This window comes from Paraburkholderia atlantica, assembly GCF_009362785.1.
Classification (GTDB): domain Bacteria; phylum Pseudomonadota; class Gammaproteobacteria; order Burkholderiales; family Burkholderiaceae; genus Paraburkholderia; species Paraburkholderia atlantica.
Genome location: NZ_WHNQ01000011.1, coordinates 85,303 through 102,625, shown reverse-complemented (window position 1 = coordinate 102,625; position 17,323 = coordinate 85,303). Strand labels below are relative to the sequence as shown.

Annotated in this window: 11 protein-coding genes; 5 read left to right on the top strand and 6 right to left on the bottom strand. The window is 65.6% G+C overall.

The features are described from left to right. Positions 1-111: 111 nt before the first annotated feature. From glgB to GCT19_RS17835, 4 genes are all read right to left on the bottom strand, one after another. Positions 112-2,322: a 1,4-alpha-glucan branching protein GlgB gene (glgB, locus tag GCT19_RS17850; RefSeq protein ID WP_152852658.1), complete on the bottom strand. Its 2,211-nt coding sequence runs from the start codon at positions 2,320-2,322 to the stop codon at positions 112-114. Next, a complete protein-coding gene (gene treS, locus GCT19_RS17845) occupies positions 2,315-5,782 on the bottom strand; it encodes a maltose alpha-D-glucosyltransferase (protein WP_152852657.1) in 3,468 nt (1,155 codons plus the stop codon). The genes glgB and treS overlap by 8 nt, the downstream gene beginning before the upstream one ends. Then, positions 5,779-9,231 carry a maltotransferase domain-containing protein gene (locus GCT19_RS17840; protein WP_152852656.1) on the bottom strand — a complete coding sequence of 1,151 codons (3,453 nt, stop codon included), beginning with the start codon at positions 9,229-9,231 and terminating at the stop codon, positions 5,779-5,781. Before GCT19_RS17840 ends, treS begins: the two co-directional genes overlap by 4 nt. 490 nt (positions 9,232-9,721) lie before the next feature. Next, a complete protein-coding gene (locus tag GCT19_RS17835; RefSeq protein WP_018433929.1) occupies positions 9,722-10,384 on the bottom strand; it encodes a DUF1345 domain-containing protein in 663 nt (220 codons plus the stop codon). Between the two features lie 337 nt (positions 10,385-10,721). On the opposite strand from GCT19_RS17835, the gene GCT19_RS17830 reads away from it, so the two are divergent. The 4 genes from GCT19_RS17830 to GCT19_RS17815 all read left to right on the top strand — a co-directional run bounded on the left by GCT19_RS17830 (position 10,722) and on the right by GCT19_RS17815 (position 15,406). Beyond that, positions 10,722-11,348, top strand: a complete 627-nt coding sequence (locus GCT19_RS17830) for a sugar dehydrogenase complex small subunit (protein ID WP_026228389.1) — start codon at positions 10,722-10,724, stop codon at positions 11,346-11,348. Between the two features lie 78 nt (positions 11,349-11,426). Further along, on the top strand, positions 11,427-13,028 hold the full coding sequence (locus tag GCT19_RS17825) for a GMC family oxidoreductase (RefSeq protein ID WP_152852655.1): 1,602 nt from the start codon (positions 11,427-11,429) through the stop codon (positions 13,026-13,028). A 20-nt stretch (positions 13,029-13,048) separates the two neighbouring features. Further along, positions 13,049-14,479, top strand: a complete 1,431-nt coding sequence (locus GCT19_RS17820) for a cytochrome c (RefSeq protein WP_152852654.1) — start codon at positions 13,049-13,051, stop codon at positions 14,477-14,479. 189 nt (positions 14,480-14,668) lie between these two features. Continuing rightward, on the top strand, positions 14,669-15,406 hold the full coding sequence (locus GCT19_RS17815; protein WP_018433924.1) for a metallophosphoesterase: 738 nt from the start codon (positions 14,669-14,671) through the stop codon (positions 15,404-15,406). A gap of 37 nt (positions 15,407-15,443) precedes the next feature. Here GCT19_RS17815 and GCT19_RS17810 read toward each other — a convergent pair whose 3' ends face one another. Together GCT19_RS17810 and GCT19_RS17805 are read right to left on the bottom strand one after the other, a co-directional pair. Further along, positions 15,444-16,145 (bottom strand): RES family NAD+ phosphorylase, encoded by a 702-nt coding sequence (locus GCT19_RS17810; RefSeq protein ID WP_321576820.1) that lies wholly within the window; start codon positions 16,143-16,145, stop codon positions 15,444-15,446. Further along, on the bottom strand, positions 16,142-16,504 hold the full coding sequence (locus tag GCT19_RS17805; protein ID WP_018424156.1) for an MbcA/ParS/Xre antitoxin family protein: 363 nt from the start codon (positions 16,502-16,504) through the stop codon (positions 16,142-16,144). Before GCT19_RS17805 ends, GCT19_RS17810 begins: the two co-directional genes overlap by 4 nt. 186 nt (positions 16,505-16,690) lie before the next feature. Between GCT19_RS17805 and GCT19_RS17800 the strand changes: the two genes are divergently transcribed. Further along, on the top strand, positions 16,691-17,311 hold the full coding sequence (locus tag GCT19_RS17800; RefSeq protein WP_152852651.1) for a hypothetical protein: 621 nt from the start codon (positions 16,691-16,693) through the stop codon (positions 17,309-17,311). The last annotated feature ends 12 nt before the right edge of the window (positions 17,312-17,323 follow it).

Genomic DNA, 17,323 nt, shown 5'->3' with positions numbered 1-17,323 from the left:
TTCCCTTTCCTGTTCTGATTGTCGAACTAGAGCCCGGGTCTGTCTGGGTCTTCATGCAACGGGGCGCGGCGCTTGCCTTCGCGCCGCGCGCCTGTGTTGCGGCGCGTTTCCTTAGTCCGCGCGCAATACGATCGTTGCGAGTGGCGGCAAAGTCAGCGCGGCGGAATGCGGCCTGCCGTGGCTCGATACCGGGTCGGAATGGATCAGCCCTCCGTTGCCCATGTTCGAGCCGCCGTACACGGCGGCATCGGTATTGAGCACTTCCACCCAGCGCCCGCCGCGCGGCATGCCGAGCCGATAGCCAAGCCGCGGCACCGGCGTCATGTTGCACACCACGACGAACTCCTGGCCCGCGCCGTCGGTGCGCCGATAGGCGAACACGCTGTTGCCGCTGTCGTCGCCGATCAACCATTCGAAGCCGCCCGGTTCGCTGTCGAGCAGATGCAGCGCCGGCTCGTTGCGATACAGATGGTTCAGGTCGCGCACCAGCAACTGCACGCCGTGGTGGCCCGGATCGTCGAGAAGATTCCAATGCGGCGAACCGTCATGGTCGAACTCCGCCATCTGGCCGAATTCGCCGCCCATGAACAGCAGCTTCTTGCCCGGGTGCGTCCACATGAAACCGAAGTACGCGCGCAGATTCGCGAAACGCTGCCAGCGGTCGCCGGGCATCTTGCCGAGCAGCGAGCCCTTGCCGTGCACCACCTCGTCGTGCGAAAGCGGCAGCACGAAGCGCTCGGAATACGCGTAGACCATGCCGAACGTCATGTTGTGATGGTGATACTGGCGGTACACCGGATCTTCGTGCATGTAGTGCAGCGTGTCGTGCATCCAGCCCATGTTCCACTTGAAGTCGAAGCCAAGGCCGCCGTCCGCGACCCGCGCGGTCACGCCCGGCCATGCGGTCGACTCCTCGGCGACCGTGATCGCGCCGGGTGCGCCCGGCACATAGCGGACTTCATGATTCAAGCGCTTCAGGAACGCGATCGATTCGAGATTCTCGCGGCCGCCATAGATGTTCGGCACCCACTCGCCGGCCGCGCGCGAGTAGTCGCGATACAGCATCGACGCGACCGCATCCACGCGCAAGCCGTCGACGTGATAGCGCTGCAACCACGCGAGCCCCGACGCGATCAGGAACGCGCTGACCTCGTTGCGGCCGAGGTTGTAGATCATCGTGTTCCAGTCCTGGTGATAGCCTTCGCGCGGGTCGGCATGCTCATAGAGCGGCGTGCCGTCGAAATCGATCAGCCCATGAGCGTCGTTCGGGAAATGCGCGGGCACCCAGTCGAGAATCACGCCGAGCCCCGCTTCGTGCGCGCGGTCGACGAAACGCGCGAACTGCTCGGGCTTGCCGAACCGAGCGGACGGCGCGAACTGCCCGAGCGGCTGATAGCCCCACGAACCGCCGAACGGATGCTCGGCGATCGGCAGAAATTCGATGTGCGTGAAGCCCATGCTCTTCGCGTAGGGAATCAGCCGCTCGGCGAGCTCTTCCCAGACGAGACCGCGCTGGCCTTCCTCGGCGATGCGCAGCCACGATTCCGCGTGCACTTCGTAGATCGTGATCGGCGTGCGCGCGGTCTGCTTGTCGGCGCGCGACTGGATCCACTCGTGATCGGTCCACGGAAACTGCTCGATCTCATCGACGTGCGCGACGATCGATGCTGTGCCCGGCGGCTTTTCCGTCTGCATCGCGCACGGATCGGCCTTCAAAGGCAGCGGATGGCCGTCGCGCGACAGCAACTCGTACTTGTAGCGCGTGCCGGCGCCGACGCGCGGCACGAACAGCTCCCACACGCCGGCCTGGTGCCGCAGCCGCATCGGATGACGGCGGCCGTCCCACGCGTTGAAGTCGCCGACCACCGACACGCGCCGCGCATTCGGCGCCCACACCGCGAAGCGCACGCCCGGCACGCCGTCGATGTCGACCGGCCGCGCGCCCAGACATTCGAGCACCGCGTACGGATCGCCGTGCGCGAGACGTTGCAGCGGCTCGTCGCCGAGCACCGGACCGAACGAATAGGTATCCTCCACTTCCTGCTCGACGCCATGCCAGTCGATGCGCAGGCGATACGGCATCGCCGACGTGATGCGGCCCGCGAACAGGCCAGGCCGTAGTTGCTCGAGTTCGCCGAGCGTCGCGCCATCGGCGCGCGAAATCACGGTGACGTGCGCAGCATTCGGCAGCAGCGCGCGCACGATCGGCCCAGCGGCGGTCTGATGCAGCCCTAGCTGCGAAAATGGATCGGGGTGACGCGCTTCGACGAGCGCGTCGATGTCAACGGGTTGAAGGCCTGCGGCCGGATCATGCTCACTCATAGTCGCCCTCGGCCGGGTTGGGCGGCGTAGCGGAGCCGGACACCCGGGTTGATGGATCGTAATGCGGCGGTGCGCCGGTGTCGCCCAGCAGTCGGCTCGTGAGCGCCGCGAGGCCGCGTACCGGTAAGCCGAGCCATGTCGGCCGATTGGCCGCCTCGTAGCGAATCTCGTAAGCGGCCTTCTCGATCAGGAACAGATCAAGGAGCGCCTCTTCGGATTCGGGCGCGACGAGCGGTTCCGACGACTGAGCGGCGGCCGCGCGGTATTCAGCGAGGAACGCGGTGGTCGCGTGGGAGCGGAAGCGCTCGAACAGCGCGCGCTTGCGATCGGCGGTCTGTTGCGGCGCGCTTTCGGTGGTCGATTGCGCGGCCGCGCTCGCATACGACAGCGAGCGCATCAGACCGGCCACGTCACGCAACGGGCTCGATTTCTGGCGACGCTCCTCGAGCGAACGCGCGGGCTCGCCCTCGAAGTCGATCAGATACGCGTCGCCGTGCGCGACCAATACCTGACCGAGGTGGAAGTCGCCGTGGATGCGGATGCGCAACGCGCCCGCGTCGCCCGGCACGAGCTTGTCGACCGCCTTGACCAGCGCAGCGCGCCGATCGATCAGACTTTGCGCGAGCCCCTTCGTGTCCGGGTCGCTCATGTCCGCGATGCGCGGCGCGAGCAGATCGAGCGCGCTCGCGAGCATCGTCTGCGTCGCGTCGACCCATGCCTTCACCTGTTCGGCGTTGGCATGTTCCGGCGCGAACGCGGGGTCGTCGCTCGGCGTGGCGAGCGCGACGTGCAGCTCGCCGAGCCGTCGGCCGATGATGCCCGCGAGTTCGCCGTAGCCGTCCAGCAGAATCGACTCGTTCGTGCGGTCGGGGGCGGTCTGCGTTTCGGTGTCGACCGCGATCGCGAGTTCGTCGACCGAGCGGCGCAGATAATCGAGCGACCAGTTCCACGCATCGCCCTGATTGTCGATAAAGCCCTGCAGGATCGCGAGCGTATGCGGCACGCCCTCGGGATCGACGCGCACCACTTCGCCATACAGCGGCGCGGTGTTCGCATAACCGAGCTGCGTCAGATAGCGGCTGATTTCCGCTTCCGGATGAATGCCGCTGACGAGCCGCCGCACCAGCTTCAGCACCGCGGCATCGGCGATGATCAGCGAGCTGTTGCTTTGCTCGGCGGCAAGCCAGCGTATTTCGGGCCGTTCGCCGAGATTGTCGAGTTCGGTGAAGCGTTCGGTCGGCAGGAACTTGATCTCGCTCTTCTGCACGGTCGGCACGACCGCGTGCTCGCGCATCTTGCGCAGCACGTTGTGCGCGAAGATCGGCAGCGAGAACGCGTCGGTCAGATGGCCGACGGTGCGGCCGCGCCGCACGCGCGCCAACGCCAATTGCAGGAACAGCGGCGTGGTGGTTTCGCCACCCCATGTAAGCGCGATCGGCACCACGTAGCGCTCGGTGTGATCGCCGACGTCCACTTCGATTTCAGTGAACGCGAAGCCGCCGTTCGGAATCGTGGTCAGCGCGGCGAGCCGCACCGCATGCATCTTCTGATCCTTCGACGCAAACCAGCGGCGCCGGCTCAGCCACGACGGCAGCACTTCGGACTCGAGCAGCCGCACGTTTTCGGGTGTCGGTCCGGTCTGCCCCTCGCGGATCACGATCGTGACGAACTCGGGTAGCGGCTCGGAATGCGCCTGCGCCCACGTCGGCCGTCCGCCGCCTTCGCACAGCATGAACCACAGAAAACCGTACGGCGGGAACGTCAGCAGATAGGTCAGCTGACCGATCGCGGGGAATACCGAGTCGGCGGTCATCTCGATCGGCACGAAGCCGTTGAACTCGGACAGGTCCAGCTCGACCGCCTGCGGCGCGCGCGACAGATTCGCGACGCACAGGATCGGCGCCTCGCCTGGCATCTCGCGCAGGTACGCGAGGATCTTGCGGTTTTCCGGCTTCAGAAAGCGGATCGTGCCGCGTCCGAAGGTCTGCTTCGCGCGCCGCGTCGCCAGCATGCGGCGCGTCCAATTCAACAGCGAATGCGGGTCGCGGCTCTGCGCTTCGACGTTGACCGCGTCGAAGCCATACAGCGTACCCATCACCGGCGGCAGCACCAGTTGCTCGGGGTCGGCGCGCGAGAAACCGCCGTTGCGATCCGATGACCACTGCATCGGCGTGCGCACGCCGTCGCGGTCGCCGAGGTGGATGTTGTCGCCCATGCCGAGTTCGTCGCCGTAGTAGATGACCGGCGTACCGGGCATCGACAGCAGCAGCGAGTTGATCAGCTCGATGCGGCGGCGGTCCCGCTCCATCAGCGGCGCGAGCCGGCGGCGAATGCCGAGATTCAGGCGTGCGCGACGATCGCTCGCATAGGTGTTCCACAGATAGTCGCGCTCGGAATCGGTGACCATTTCGAGCGTCAGCTCGTCGTGATTGCGCAGGAAGATCGCCCACTGGTTCGAATTGGGGAGGTCCGGCGTCTGCTTCATGATGTCGGTGATCGGGAAGCGGTCCTCGCTCGCGATCGACATGTAGATCCGCGGCATCAGCGGGAAGTGGAACGCCATATGGCATTCGTCTTCGTTGCCGAAGTATTCCTTGACGTCCTCGGGCCACTGGTTCGCCTCGGCGAGCAGCATCCGGTTCGGATACTCGGCGTCGATGGTCGCGCGAATCCGCTTCAGGATTTCGTGCGTCTCCGGCAGGTTCTCGTTGTTGGTGCCTTCACGCTCGACCAGGTATGGCACCGCATCGAGCCGTAGCCCGTCGATGCCCATGTCGAGCCAGAAGCGCATCACCTGCAGCACCTCTCTCATTACCGCCGGATTGTCGAAGTTCAGATCGGGCTGGTGCGAGTAGAAGCGGTGCCAGTAGTACGCGCCCGCAACCGGATCGTGCGTCCAGTTCGACGGTTCCGAGTCGATGAAGATGATGCGCGTCTCCGCGTACTTCTGATCGGTATCGGACCACACGTAGTAGTTGCGATAGTTCGAGCCGGCCTTCGCGCGCCGTGCGCGCTGGAACCACGGATGCTGATCCGACGTGTGGTTGATGACGAGCTCGGTGATCACGCGGATGCCGCGCGCGTGCGCTTCCTGAATGAAGCGCCGCACGTCCGCGAGCTGACCGTAGTCGGGATGCACGTTGCGGTAGTCGGCGATGTCGTAGCCGTCGTCACGGCGTGGCGACGGATAGAACGGCAGCAGCCAGATCGCGTTGACGCCGAGCTCGGCGATGTAGTCGAGCTTGGCGATCAGGCCGGGGAAGTCGCCGACGCCATCGTTGTTCGCGTCGAAAAACGACTTGATGTGCACCTGGTAGATGATCGCGTCCTTGTACCACAGCGGATCGTCGCTGAGCGCCGCGGGTTTGCCGCGCCGGCGCGTGCGTACCTTCGCCGCGGTGCCGACGGCCGCGGCCGTTTGCGCCTCGTGCGTGGATTGGGCTGGATCGTCGCGCTTCATGTTCCACCTTCCATCCAGGTTGGGGTGACAGCGTCTGCCTGAAGAGTGCTGTCGTGTTCGTGGTCGCTGTCCTCCGGGCGATCGGCGGGCAGGCCGCCTAGCGGCGCGATGCGCCAGATCGAGAACGGTTGGCCCGAGCCGAGCCGCACGTGTTGCCAGCGTCCGTGCCATTCGAAACGTGCGCCGGTCATCTGGTCGATCACTTCGAGCGCGGCGTGGTCGTGCAGATGCCAGCGCTGGAACGTGTCCCACGACAACTCGATGTCCGCGCCCTGTTCGTTGAACGGATCGAGATTGATCGCGACGACGATCACGTTGTCGCGCGACTCGGTCGCTTTCTCGAAGAACAGGATGTGATCGTTGTGCGCGGTGAGGAACGTGAGACCGAGATGCGTGTGCAGCGCGGGATTCGCGCGCCGGATGCGGTTCAGTGCGGTGATCTCGCCGACGATATTGCCCGGCCGGTGCCAGTCCCACGCGCGCAACTGATACTTCTCGGAGTCCAGGTACTCTTCGCTGTTCGGCAGTGCGGTGGCCTCGCACAGTTCGAAGCCGCTATACACGCCCCACAGCCCGGCCAGTGTCGCGGCCAGCGCCGCGCGGATCAGAAAGCCCGTGCGTCCCTGCGATTGCAGATGGCGCGGGTTGATGTCCGGCGTATTGACGAAGAAATTCGGCCGGTAAAAATCGCGCGCGCCGGTCTGCGTGAGCTCAACCATGTACTCGGTGAAATCGCGCTTGGACTCGCGCCAGGTGAAGTACGTGTACGACTGCGAGAAGCCGATCTTGCCGAGCCGGTTCATCATGCGCGGCCGCGTGAAGGCTTCGGCAAGGAAAATGACATCGGGATGGCGCGCACGCACGTCGGCGATCATCCATTCCCAGAACGGCAGCGGCTTGGTGTGCGGATTGTCGACGCGGAAGATTCGCACTCCCGCGTCGACCCAGAACAGGATCACGTCGCGCAACGCGAGCCACAGGTCGGGCTTCGCATCGCGCGCGTAGAAGTCGGGGTTGACGATGTCCTGGTACTTCTTCGGCGGATTCTCGGCGTAGCGCAGCGTGCCGTCGGGGCGCCACGCGAACCACGTCGGATGCTCCTTCAGCCACGGGTGATCGGGCGAGCACTGGATCGCGAAGTCGAGCGCGATTTCGAGGCCGTGCGCGTGCGCGGCAGCCAGCATCGCCTTGAAATCGTCGAGCGTGCCGAGCTGCGGATGCACGGCGGTGTGGCCGCCTTCGGCCGCGCCGATCGCATACGGACTGCCCACATCGCCCGGCTGCGCGGTCAGCGTGTTGTTGCGGCCCTTGCGGTTCGCGAGGCCGATCGGATGAATCGGCGGGAAGTACAGCACGTCGAAGCCCATGTCGCGGATGCGCGGCAGTTTCGCGGTCACGTCCGCGAACGTGCCGTGGCGCGATTCGTCGTCGCTCATCGAACGCGGGAAGATCTCGTACCAGCTCGCGAAATAGGCGGCGGTGCGTTCCGCGTCGATCTTGTAGGTCACCTGATCGCGGCTCAGAAACGGCCGGTGGCGCGCGGCGGTCATCGCTGTCGCGGTGGCGGGCGCAAGAATCAGCGCGAGCTTCTGTTCGGCGTCGGCCTTCTGGAAGTCGCGCACGATATGTTCGAGCTGTTCCTTGTCCGCCCCTTCGCTGGTCTCGACTTCGGCGAGCACGAGCGCGAACAGATGCGCGGCTTCGTCGAGTTCGATCTCCACGGTCTGGTTCGCCCTCAGCTTCTTCTGGATGTGCTCGACGAGCGATGCAAAGTCGTCGCGCCACGCGATCACGGTGAATTCGTAGCGGCCGATCCGCTCGAGCGGAATGCGCGCGCTCCACAAATCGAGGCCGGCCGGCGGCGCGGGCGACATCAGTTCTTCGTGCCACGCGGTTTCGTCGGCCGCGCGCCACAGCACGGCAGCGGCAATCTTGTCGTGTCCTTCGGCGAAGATCGCCGCGCGAATCTCCGCGCGCTCGCCGACGCTGCGCTTGGCCGCGAAGCGGCCGTTTTCCACCGACGGCGTCACGCTCTCGATCGCGACGCGCGGCGCCTCGATCGCGTCGAGCACGGTCTTGTGGCCGCTGCGCTTGCTGTTCGACTTGTCGATCGGCGGCGCGAGGTAGATCGGCTGTTCCGCGAACGCGCGCAGCAGCCGCACCGCGCCGGGCGCGAGCGCGAACGGCGCGAGTGCCGCCGGTTCGCTTCGGCCGCGTGCATCGAGCGGCACGAAGCGCGTAAAGCTGCCCGGCACGCCCGCGAGGAAGCGCGCGGGATCGACCCGCACTGGCGCGCCGAGTTCGGGATTCACCACGATCAGAACTGCTTCGCTGGCGTCGCGCAGATCGGCCGCGTCGGCGCGCAGCAGAACCGCGGCCGATGCGCCCGGTCCGCTCAATGGGCGCAATTCACCGTTCGCGTGCAGTGTCGGCGTATTGCGCGCGAAGTCGTTGGCCTGGGTGACGGCGGCGCTCAAATCGAAGCGCCGTGACTGCACGGCGCGCGCGAACTGCGCGGCGTCGCCGCGCGTTTGCGACATCGGTTCGGCGATGCCGTATTCGAAGCCCATCGGCATCATCCAGCCGCTGCCCAGTGCAACCGACGTGAACAGCGCGCGTCGATACGCCCGCTCGACGATCGCCGCATCGTGCACGTCGCTCAACTCGGCGGCGAGGCGCGTGCCGTACGGCGCTTCGGGAAAGGCGATCGGCGCGCCGACGCGCGCGAGCGCCGCATGCTCCTCGGCCATCCAGCTCGAACGGAAGTCCCACCAGCGCACCGACGAAAACGAGCTGTCGAAGCCGGCTGCTTCGAGACCGGGCAGATCGCCGCGCGACAGGCCCGGCGTTGCCGCGAGAAAGCGCACGTGCGGATGCTTCGCGCGCACTTCATCGCCGAGATGCCGCCATACGGCAGCCGGCACGCGATGCGGCGAATCGAAACGGAAGCCGCCGACCCCCGCCTCGGCGAGCGCGAGCAGTTGCTGGGTCCACCAGACGCACAGCGAGGCACTCGTTGCGGGGTCGTCGAAATTCGCGTAGGCGACGTTGTCTTCGCGATGCACGTGGCGCGGATCGAGCCGCGCGAGCTCGGACTCGCGCGCGTGAAACCAGTCCGAATGTTCGCTATACAGCACGCCGTCGGCGGCCATGCGGTCGATCACCAGATCGACCAGCAGCGTCAGATTATTGCGGCGCGCGGCATCGGCGAGCATCCGCACGGCGTCGTGCACCGAATGCTGTGCCTCGAACACCGGATGCAGCCGCGCGTGATTGCCGACCACCTGAGCGTGGCCCGCCTGGCCCGGCTCGAACAACCCGGCGATCAACGCGTGATCGAAGCCGAGCCCGGCCGCGTGAGCGAACTGCGCGGGCCAGGCATCGAGGGGCCCGACGAGAAGAGAGTGAAAAAAGTAAATCCGCGGCGCGTACCCGTTTGGAGGTTCCATCGGTCGTTTCCAGAGTTGTCCTGCTGCGGTGTGGATGCAGTCGGCATGCGATCACAGCGCTCATTGGGCTTCCCGAGCCGGATACCGCGCGATGCGTCAGCGGGGGCACGTACTGGTCAATGTAGTGCAAAGATCGTCACGCCGCTGGCCAGTCGCGGGTGCTTTCGCGCCAGACGCCGGTCCGGCGGGACTGCTCGTCACTCGTCGCGGAAAGGGAGCAAACCGTGTGCCAACGCGGCGGCCCGCTAGCGGGAAAAGGGGGAGGTTACGTTGAGATGGCGGGTGCCGAAGGTGCGCGTCCGCACGGAGCGCGTGCGATTAAGCGGGCATTGTTACGCACGCCGCGGGTGGCGCGGCATGTAAAACGGGACGACGCGAGTCGGATTTACACGGACGGACGCGCGAAGCCAGGGTGAGGTTCGCGTGGCAGCCATGTGGCACGCGCGTGGCATTCGCATGAAATCGATTCGAGCGCCGCGCAATGGCCCAGTCACGAACCCAGCAGCCCCGCCGCGATGTTCACGCACAAGCCGAGCACCGCGACGTTGAAGTAGAACGACAGGACCGATTGCGCGAGTGTCGCGCGACGAATTTCGCGCGAGCGCAGCACCACGTCGGAGGTCTGCGATGCGACCGCGATCGTGAACGAGTAGTACAGGAAGTCCCAGTAGTTCGGCAGTAGATGGTGATCAGGAAACTGCAACGCGGTCTCTTTCGCATCGGTGTCGTAGTAGAGGCGTGCGTAGTGCAGCGTGAAGATCGTCGGAATCAGAAACCATGCGCCGATCAGCGTCAGACCGGTCAGCAGGTAGTGCCAGACGGTCGTTGCGCCGCCCGTGCCTTTGGCCGACGCGAGTTCGAGCACGATCGCAGCGATGCTTGCGACCGTCGCGACGCAGATCACGACCAGCACGACGCCGGCATTTTCGTCGTCGCGTATCGCGTATTCGCGCACGCGGTGCTCGTCGGCGAGAGCCATGTGCACCCAGATCATCAGCAGGTAGCTCCAGATGGCCGCGTCCCAGCCGATCAGTGTGCGCGCCATCGGACTCGTATGACCGGGCACGAGGAACGCTACGACGATCCCGATCACGAGGCCGATCACCGTGCGGGGCCGATTGCGAAGAACCTGCGGATAGTAGTTGATGGACATGAGTCGAGATCTACGACGAAGTGTACGGCAGTCGGTGTCGCGGATTCTACGCGTGCAACGAGGACCGATTGTCGAATGGTGGGTCACAGGCTATAGTCTTTCGCAGCGGCCTTGCGCGCCGCTTTCAGTTGAAAGGCGATTGGCAGAAAGCGGCAGCAATCGTCGCGCTCATGCATGCAACATCACACATGCGGCGCGCGTGAATCGCGCGCACGGATTCGAGACCGCTGAAGCGGCGTCAGACCAGGTTTGGGGAAGAGCAAACGAAGCGGCACGCGAACGGCATCACGCCTTCCCCGTGCCGCTCGTCGAGAACGACTCATCATCTGGAGCCCCCATGACAGATGTTCCTGAGGATAACGATGCGCATCCCCACATGACGCATCGGCAAGGAGCGAAGTCCTATCGCAGTGCCACACGTTTCACCGGTTTGTCCCCGTCGTTTTCCGTTTCGCGCAGGGCCTGGGTGCTCGGTTCGTGCGCGGCAGCCGCGGCGCTCGCGTTCGCCGGCGGGAGCCGCTCGCTGTCGTGGATCGCGCCCGGCTTCGCCGCTACGCCACCAGCTGGCGGTGGACTCGATGCCTTCCTCGCGCTGTCGCAACATCTCACCGGTCGTAGCAGTTTCGACACCGTGCTCGGCCAGCGTGTCTACGATGCGCTGTCGCGTGCCGATAACCAGTTCGCGCAGAACGTCGCCGCGCTGAACACGTGGCTGCAAAGCCACGGCGGCGTGCCGTCCGATACCGTCACTCAGGCGCTGCAGACCGACCAGCCCGCGCTCGCGAAAGCGGTCGGCGCGATCATGCGCGCGTGGTATCTCGGACTCGTCGGTGACATGCCGCACGTCCAGGTGATCGCGTATGAAAAGGCGCTGATGTTCGAGCCCGTGCAAGACGTGCTCACGATTCCCTCCTATTGCCGCGACGTGCCGTTCTACTGGACGCGCAAGCCGCTGCACGCGTGAGCCGCGGGCTCGCCGGCGGACCACGCCAGCAGCGCACGAACAAGACCCGCAACAGGCAGGGCACCGAAGAGAGAAACGATGGCAAACACACAATCCGCCGATATCGTCGTGGTCGGTTCGGGCGTCGCCGGAAGTCTGGTTGCGCATCAACTGGCGCTGGCGGGCGCGTCGGTAATCCTGCTCGAAGCGGGGCCGCGCATTCCACGCTGGCAGATCGTCGAGAACTTTCGCAACTCGCCGGCCAAGTCCGACTTCGCGACGCCGTATCCGTCGACGCCTTATGCGCCGCATCCCGAGTACGCGCCCGCGAACAACTACCTGATCCAGAAGGGCGACTATCCGTACAACTCACAATACGTGCGGCTGGTCGGCGGCACGACGTGGCACTGGGCGGCGGCCGCGTGGCGATTGCTGCCGTCGGACTTCCAGTTGCGCAAGCTGTATGGCGTCGGGCGCGACTGGCCGTATCCGTACGAAACGCTCGAGCCGTGGTACGTGGCCGCCGAGGTGCAGCTCGGCGTGTCCGGTCCGGATAGTTCGATCGATCTCGGGTCGCCGCGCTCGAAGCCCTATCCGATGCAGCAGTTGCCGCTGTCGTACATGGATCAGCGTTTCAGCGACGTGCTCAACGCGCAGGGCTTCAAGGTCGTGCCCGAACCGGTCGCGCGCAACAGCCGGCCGTACGATGCGCGGCCCACCTGCTGCGGCAACAACAACTGCATGCCGATCTGCCCGATCGCCGCGATGTACAACGGCGTGATCCACGCGGAGAAGGCCGAGCAGGCCGGCGCGAAACTGATTCCCGAAGCGGTCGTCTATCGCATCGAAGCGGACGACAAAGGGCTCATCACCGCGGTCCACTACAAAGACCCGAATGGCAATAGCACACGCGTCAGCGGCAAGTTGTTCGTGCTCGCGGCGAACGGCATCGAAACGCCGAAGCTGATGCTGATGTCGACCTCCGCCAAATTCCCGCACGGCGTCGGCAACAGCTCCGATCAGGTGGGCCGCAACCTGATGGACCATCCGGGCACCGGCGTCACGTTTCTCGCCAACGAACCGTTGTGGCCCGGCCGCGGCCCGATGGAGATGACGTCGATCGTCAACTTCCGCGACGGCGCGTTCCGCTCCGACTACGCGTCGAAGAAGCTGCATCTGTCGAACGGCGTGCCGACGATGGGCGTTACCGCCGACTTGCTGGAAAAAGGCCTGACCGGCGCCGAGCTCGACCGGCAGATTCGCGACCGCGCGGCGCGCACGCTGAGCATCAACAGCTTTCACGAGCATCTGCCGGAGCCGCAGAACCGCATCGTGCCGTCGGCCGATCACAAGGATGCGCTCGGCATTCCGCAGCCCGAGATCTACTACTCGATCAACGACTACGTGAAGAAGAGCGCCGCCGATACGCACGAACAGTATGCGAAGATCGCGGCGCTATTCGGCGGCACCGAAGTCTCGTTCGACGACAGCTTCGCGCCCAACAATCACATCATGGGCACGACGATCATGGGCAGCGATGCGGCGAGTTCGGTCGTCGACCCGGACTGCCGGACGCACGATCATGCGAACCTGTTCATCGCAAGCAGCGGCGTGATGCCTACCGCCGCATCGGTGAACTGCACGCTGACGATCGCGGCCTTGTCGCTGAAGCTGGCCGACAAGCTGAAGCGCGAAATCTGAGCGCTGACCGGAGAGCCACAATGCTGAAGAACACCTCTCGCGTGCAGCCGGATTCTGCGCCGATGCACGTGACCCAGCGCCGCCGCTTCGGCGGCGCGGCGCTCGCGGCTGCGTTTTCGCTGTTCGCGCTGTCGATTGCGTGGCACGAGTCGCACGGCCCGGACGCAGTTTCGACCGACGAAATGCCGATTACCCAGGCGCGCGCCGACGACGCGGCGCAGGCGTCGGACGGCGGCCCGGCCATGCTCGACGGCAGCGCCGCGAATGGCGAACTCGTGAAGCGCGGCCAATACCTGACCCGTGCCGCCGATTGCGCGGCCTGTCATACGGCCGACAAATCACGCCCATTCGCGGGCGGCCTGCCGATCAGCACACCGTTCGGCACGATCGTCACGCCGAACATCACGCCCGATCCCGACACCGGCATCGGCCGATGGAGCGACGCCGATTTCATGCGCGCGATGCACGAAGGCATCGGCAAAGGCGGCGAGCGGCTCTATCCGGCGTTCCCGTACACGGCCTACACGCGCGTGACCGATCAGGACGTGCTCGCGATTCGCGCTTATCTGAACACGCTCACGCCGATTCACTACACGCCGCCCGCGAACAGCCTCAAGTTCCCGTTCAATCAGCGCTGGCTGATGGTGTTCTGGAACATGTTCAACTTCACCGAGGGGCGCTTCGTGCCGGACCCGAAACAGAGCCCCGAATGGAACCGAGGCGCATATCTGGTCGAAGGCCTCGCGCATTGCGAGGAATGCCATACGCCGCGCAATTTCATGCAGGGGCTGCAATCGAGCGCGCGTTTCGCGGGTGCGGTGCAGGCCGGCTGGCATGCGTTCAATATCACGCCGGACAAGCTGAGCGGCGTCGGCGACTGGCGCGACGACGAACTCACGTCGTATCTGTCGACCGGCGCGGCGCCGGGCCGCGCGAACGCGGCCGGACCGATGGGCGAAGTGGTCGCGAACAGCACGCAGTATCTGACGCCGGTAGATTTGCGCTCGATCGTCGCGTTCTTGCGCTCGGTGCCGGGCGTGAGCGGCGGCGACGCGCGTCCTCGTCATCAATGGGGCAATCCCGGCAACGATGTCACCGCGATGCGCGGCACCGCGATCACCGGCGTGAACGGCGCGCAGCTGTTCGTCGCCAATTGCGCGACCTGTCACAGCTGGACCGGGCAAGGAGTGGGCGCGAGCGCGCCGGGCGCGTATCCGTCGCTGATCCACAACTCGACGGTCGGCGCGAACGACGCGAACAATCTCGCGTTGGTGATTCTGCACGGCGTGAATCGCACGACTGCGCACGCGGACGTGCTGATGCCCGCGTTCAGCGGCCATCTCGACGACGAGCAGATCGCGGCGATCACCAACTACGTGACGAAACAGTTCGGCAACCCGCAGGCGACGATCACGACCGGCCAGGTGGCGAAGCTGCGCACGCTGCAATAGCACGCGAGGCGGCTCGGACGCGCGGCACGCGTGACTCGCGCAAAACGTGTATTTCCGGTAACGCATCCCGCAAATGTGCCGGTTCAGTGTTGGATATGCGTCGTTCGGTATCTTTCTTGCTCGATGAAACGTGCGGATACGATAGGCAGCCCGCATACGCGGGCGCGTCGGCCGCATTATCATGATGAGATGAATAGCACCCCCGCCAACTTCGTTCAGCATCACGACGCCAACGAGGCCGGCCGCGATTTCGTGGTCGGCGATCTGCACGGCTGCGTCGATGCGTTGCGCTACCTGCTGCGTCAGATCGCGTTCGATCCGACGTGCGACCGGCTGTTTTCGGTCGGCGATCTGGTCGATCGGGGCGAGCACTCGGAGCAGGCGCTCGCGCTGCTCTCGAAGCCGTGGTTCTATGCGGTGCTCGGCAATCACGAGGACGCGCTGTGCGCGGTCGCCGACGGCCGCTTGCGGCGGCAGTGGTGGTACGGCATCGGCGGCGCGTGGGCGGCCGATGTGCCCGACGAACGTCTGCGCTACTACGCCGAGCATCTGCGCACGCTGCCGCTCGTGCGCGTGGTCGGCAGCGGCAAGGCACGCTTCAACGTTCTGCACGCCGAATTCTTCGGCTCGGACGCCGATCTCGACGCGGGCAATTATTCGGCCGAAACGCGGCAGCAATTGCTGTGGGGCCGCGAGCTCGCGCTCGGCAACGGCGATCCGCTGCGGCAACGCGGGCTGTCGCTGACCTATTGCGGCCATACGCCGGTGCGTGACATCACGCAGATCGGCTCGCAGGTGTTTATCGATACCGGCGCGTTCGGGCCCGACGGCTCGCTGACGATCGTGCAGCCGCAGGCGCTGCGTCGCTGGTCGATCTCGGTCGAGGCCGCGCGCGCGGAAGGCGCGGCGGAACTGGCCTTGCCTTGAGCGGCTGAAGTCCGCACGCGGCCTCGCCGCTCTTCGGTCACCCGACCTGGTTCAACTCGAACACCATATCCACGCTCGTGCCGTTCCAGTTGTATTCGAGGTATGCCGCGTGATGGCAGTCGCGCAGCAGCGTCGTGCGGAACGCGGCGAGGCATTCGCCGGCGCTGTCGCGCACCGACGGATAGACGATGCCTGGCGCACCCGCCTCCCGCACCGCGCGCCCGAGCGCCTGCCCGGCAACGTAGTCGTCGGGCGATAGCACCGTGGCGTCGAGTTCGGGGTCGCGACGCAAGTCGACCACGCTGCCTTGCGCGACTACCGTGTAAAGACGCATCTGCTGACGCATCGGCGGCTCGGCGGTCGCTTTGAGAAACTGACCGGTGTGATAGCGCGTTTCGGCGATCGCTGTTGCTCGTGACCGCGCGCAATAGAACACGCCGTAGGTGCCGTCGGAAAAGCGGCTGCCAAGCGGATTCAGATGCGTGAGCGCGGCCATGATCGGCCCGTAGCCCGGCCCGAAGCGGCGCTCCTCGCGCGGCACCAGATCGAGTTCGCCGATTTCGGTGCGCAGACGGTCGTTGGTCATCGCTTCGAGCGCGTACAGCGCGTCGAAATCTTCCGGCGACGCGACGCGGTCGAACAGATTGATGGCCGGGAAGCGCGTCGGAATCACGCGATACGCGGGCGACCAGTCGAGCGCGGCGCTGGTCCAGCGGTCCTGCCATTGCGGTTGTGTCACGCCCAGCCGCCTCGCATTGCGTCGAGATACTGGCGCACGGCCACGAGATCGCTGATGTTGCCCGCCAGCATGCGGTCCAGCGCGCGTTTGCCGCCGAACGGCGGCGCGCTGTTGGGACGTTTGACCCAGGTGTCGGCGGCGCTCGGCTGCGGCAGCAGAATCTGCAGCGCCTTGTAGATGCCAAGCAGCAGCGACAATCGCTCCAGCGTGTCATGGCTGAGCCGCGCGGTCTCGGGCGTCGCCCTCCACTTGAAGAACGTCGAGCGGCCCGGCTTGCCGAGCAGCACGATCTGCTCGTCGGCGCTCAGGTCCCAGTCGCGCGCGATGTTGAAGAACGCACGCAGTCCCGCCGCGGACATCTGCGTTAGCGTGGGTTCCGAAAGCGATCGTCGCGGCGATGCCTCGGGCGAGGAAATTCGGGCAGCGTGAGCCATTTCGGGTAAGTCCCTATGTGTACTTTTTAATGATATTAGTCCATAAATGGATTTTTGCAAGAGAATATAATCCCGGCTCGTTTTGGCGGTCGTCGATCAGGAGAGCAGCAGATGCGGGTTCGAGTAGTGGCAGCGGCGCTGGCCGTGTGGTGTGTGTCGGAGGCGGCGTTGGCTGCCGGTTATGCGGAAGTGTGGAATCCGCCGGAGGCGAGCGGACACGTTACCAAACAGGCGCATGCGCGGAAAAAGTCCGCGGCGGTGAAGGCGAAGGCGGGCCCGCGGAGCGGAGTCAAGTCCAAGGCCGGTGCGCATCCGCAGCAGGCTGCTAGTGTCCGGCACGCGGTGCCTCACGTCGCATCGGCCGGCGCGGCCCACGGCGGCAAGCTCGCGGCGCATGGCGGCGCCGTGAAAGCCGCCGCCTCGAGCCAGAACCGGTCGCACGCTACCGTCACCGCGCGGGCCGCGCAGCACGCGCAGCCGCATGTGCAAGTTGCGCACGCGAAGCCGGCTCAGGGCAAGGTCGTGCGTGCCGATTTCGCGGCAGCTCACACCGCGCGTCCGCACGTGGACAAGGTCGCGGCCAAGCCGGCGGTTTCCCGTGCGAATCCGATCAGGCCCGCCGCGCAGGCTTCTCCGGATACGTCCGCAAACGTTAGCGACATCGCGCCGATGGGCTCCGTGCCCAATCCGGCGACCGCCAGCAGTGGTTCGCTGCCGCCGATCATCCACTGAGACTCCTTCGAG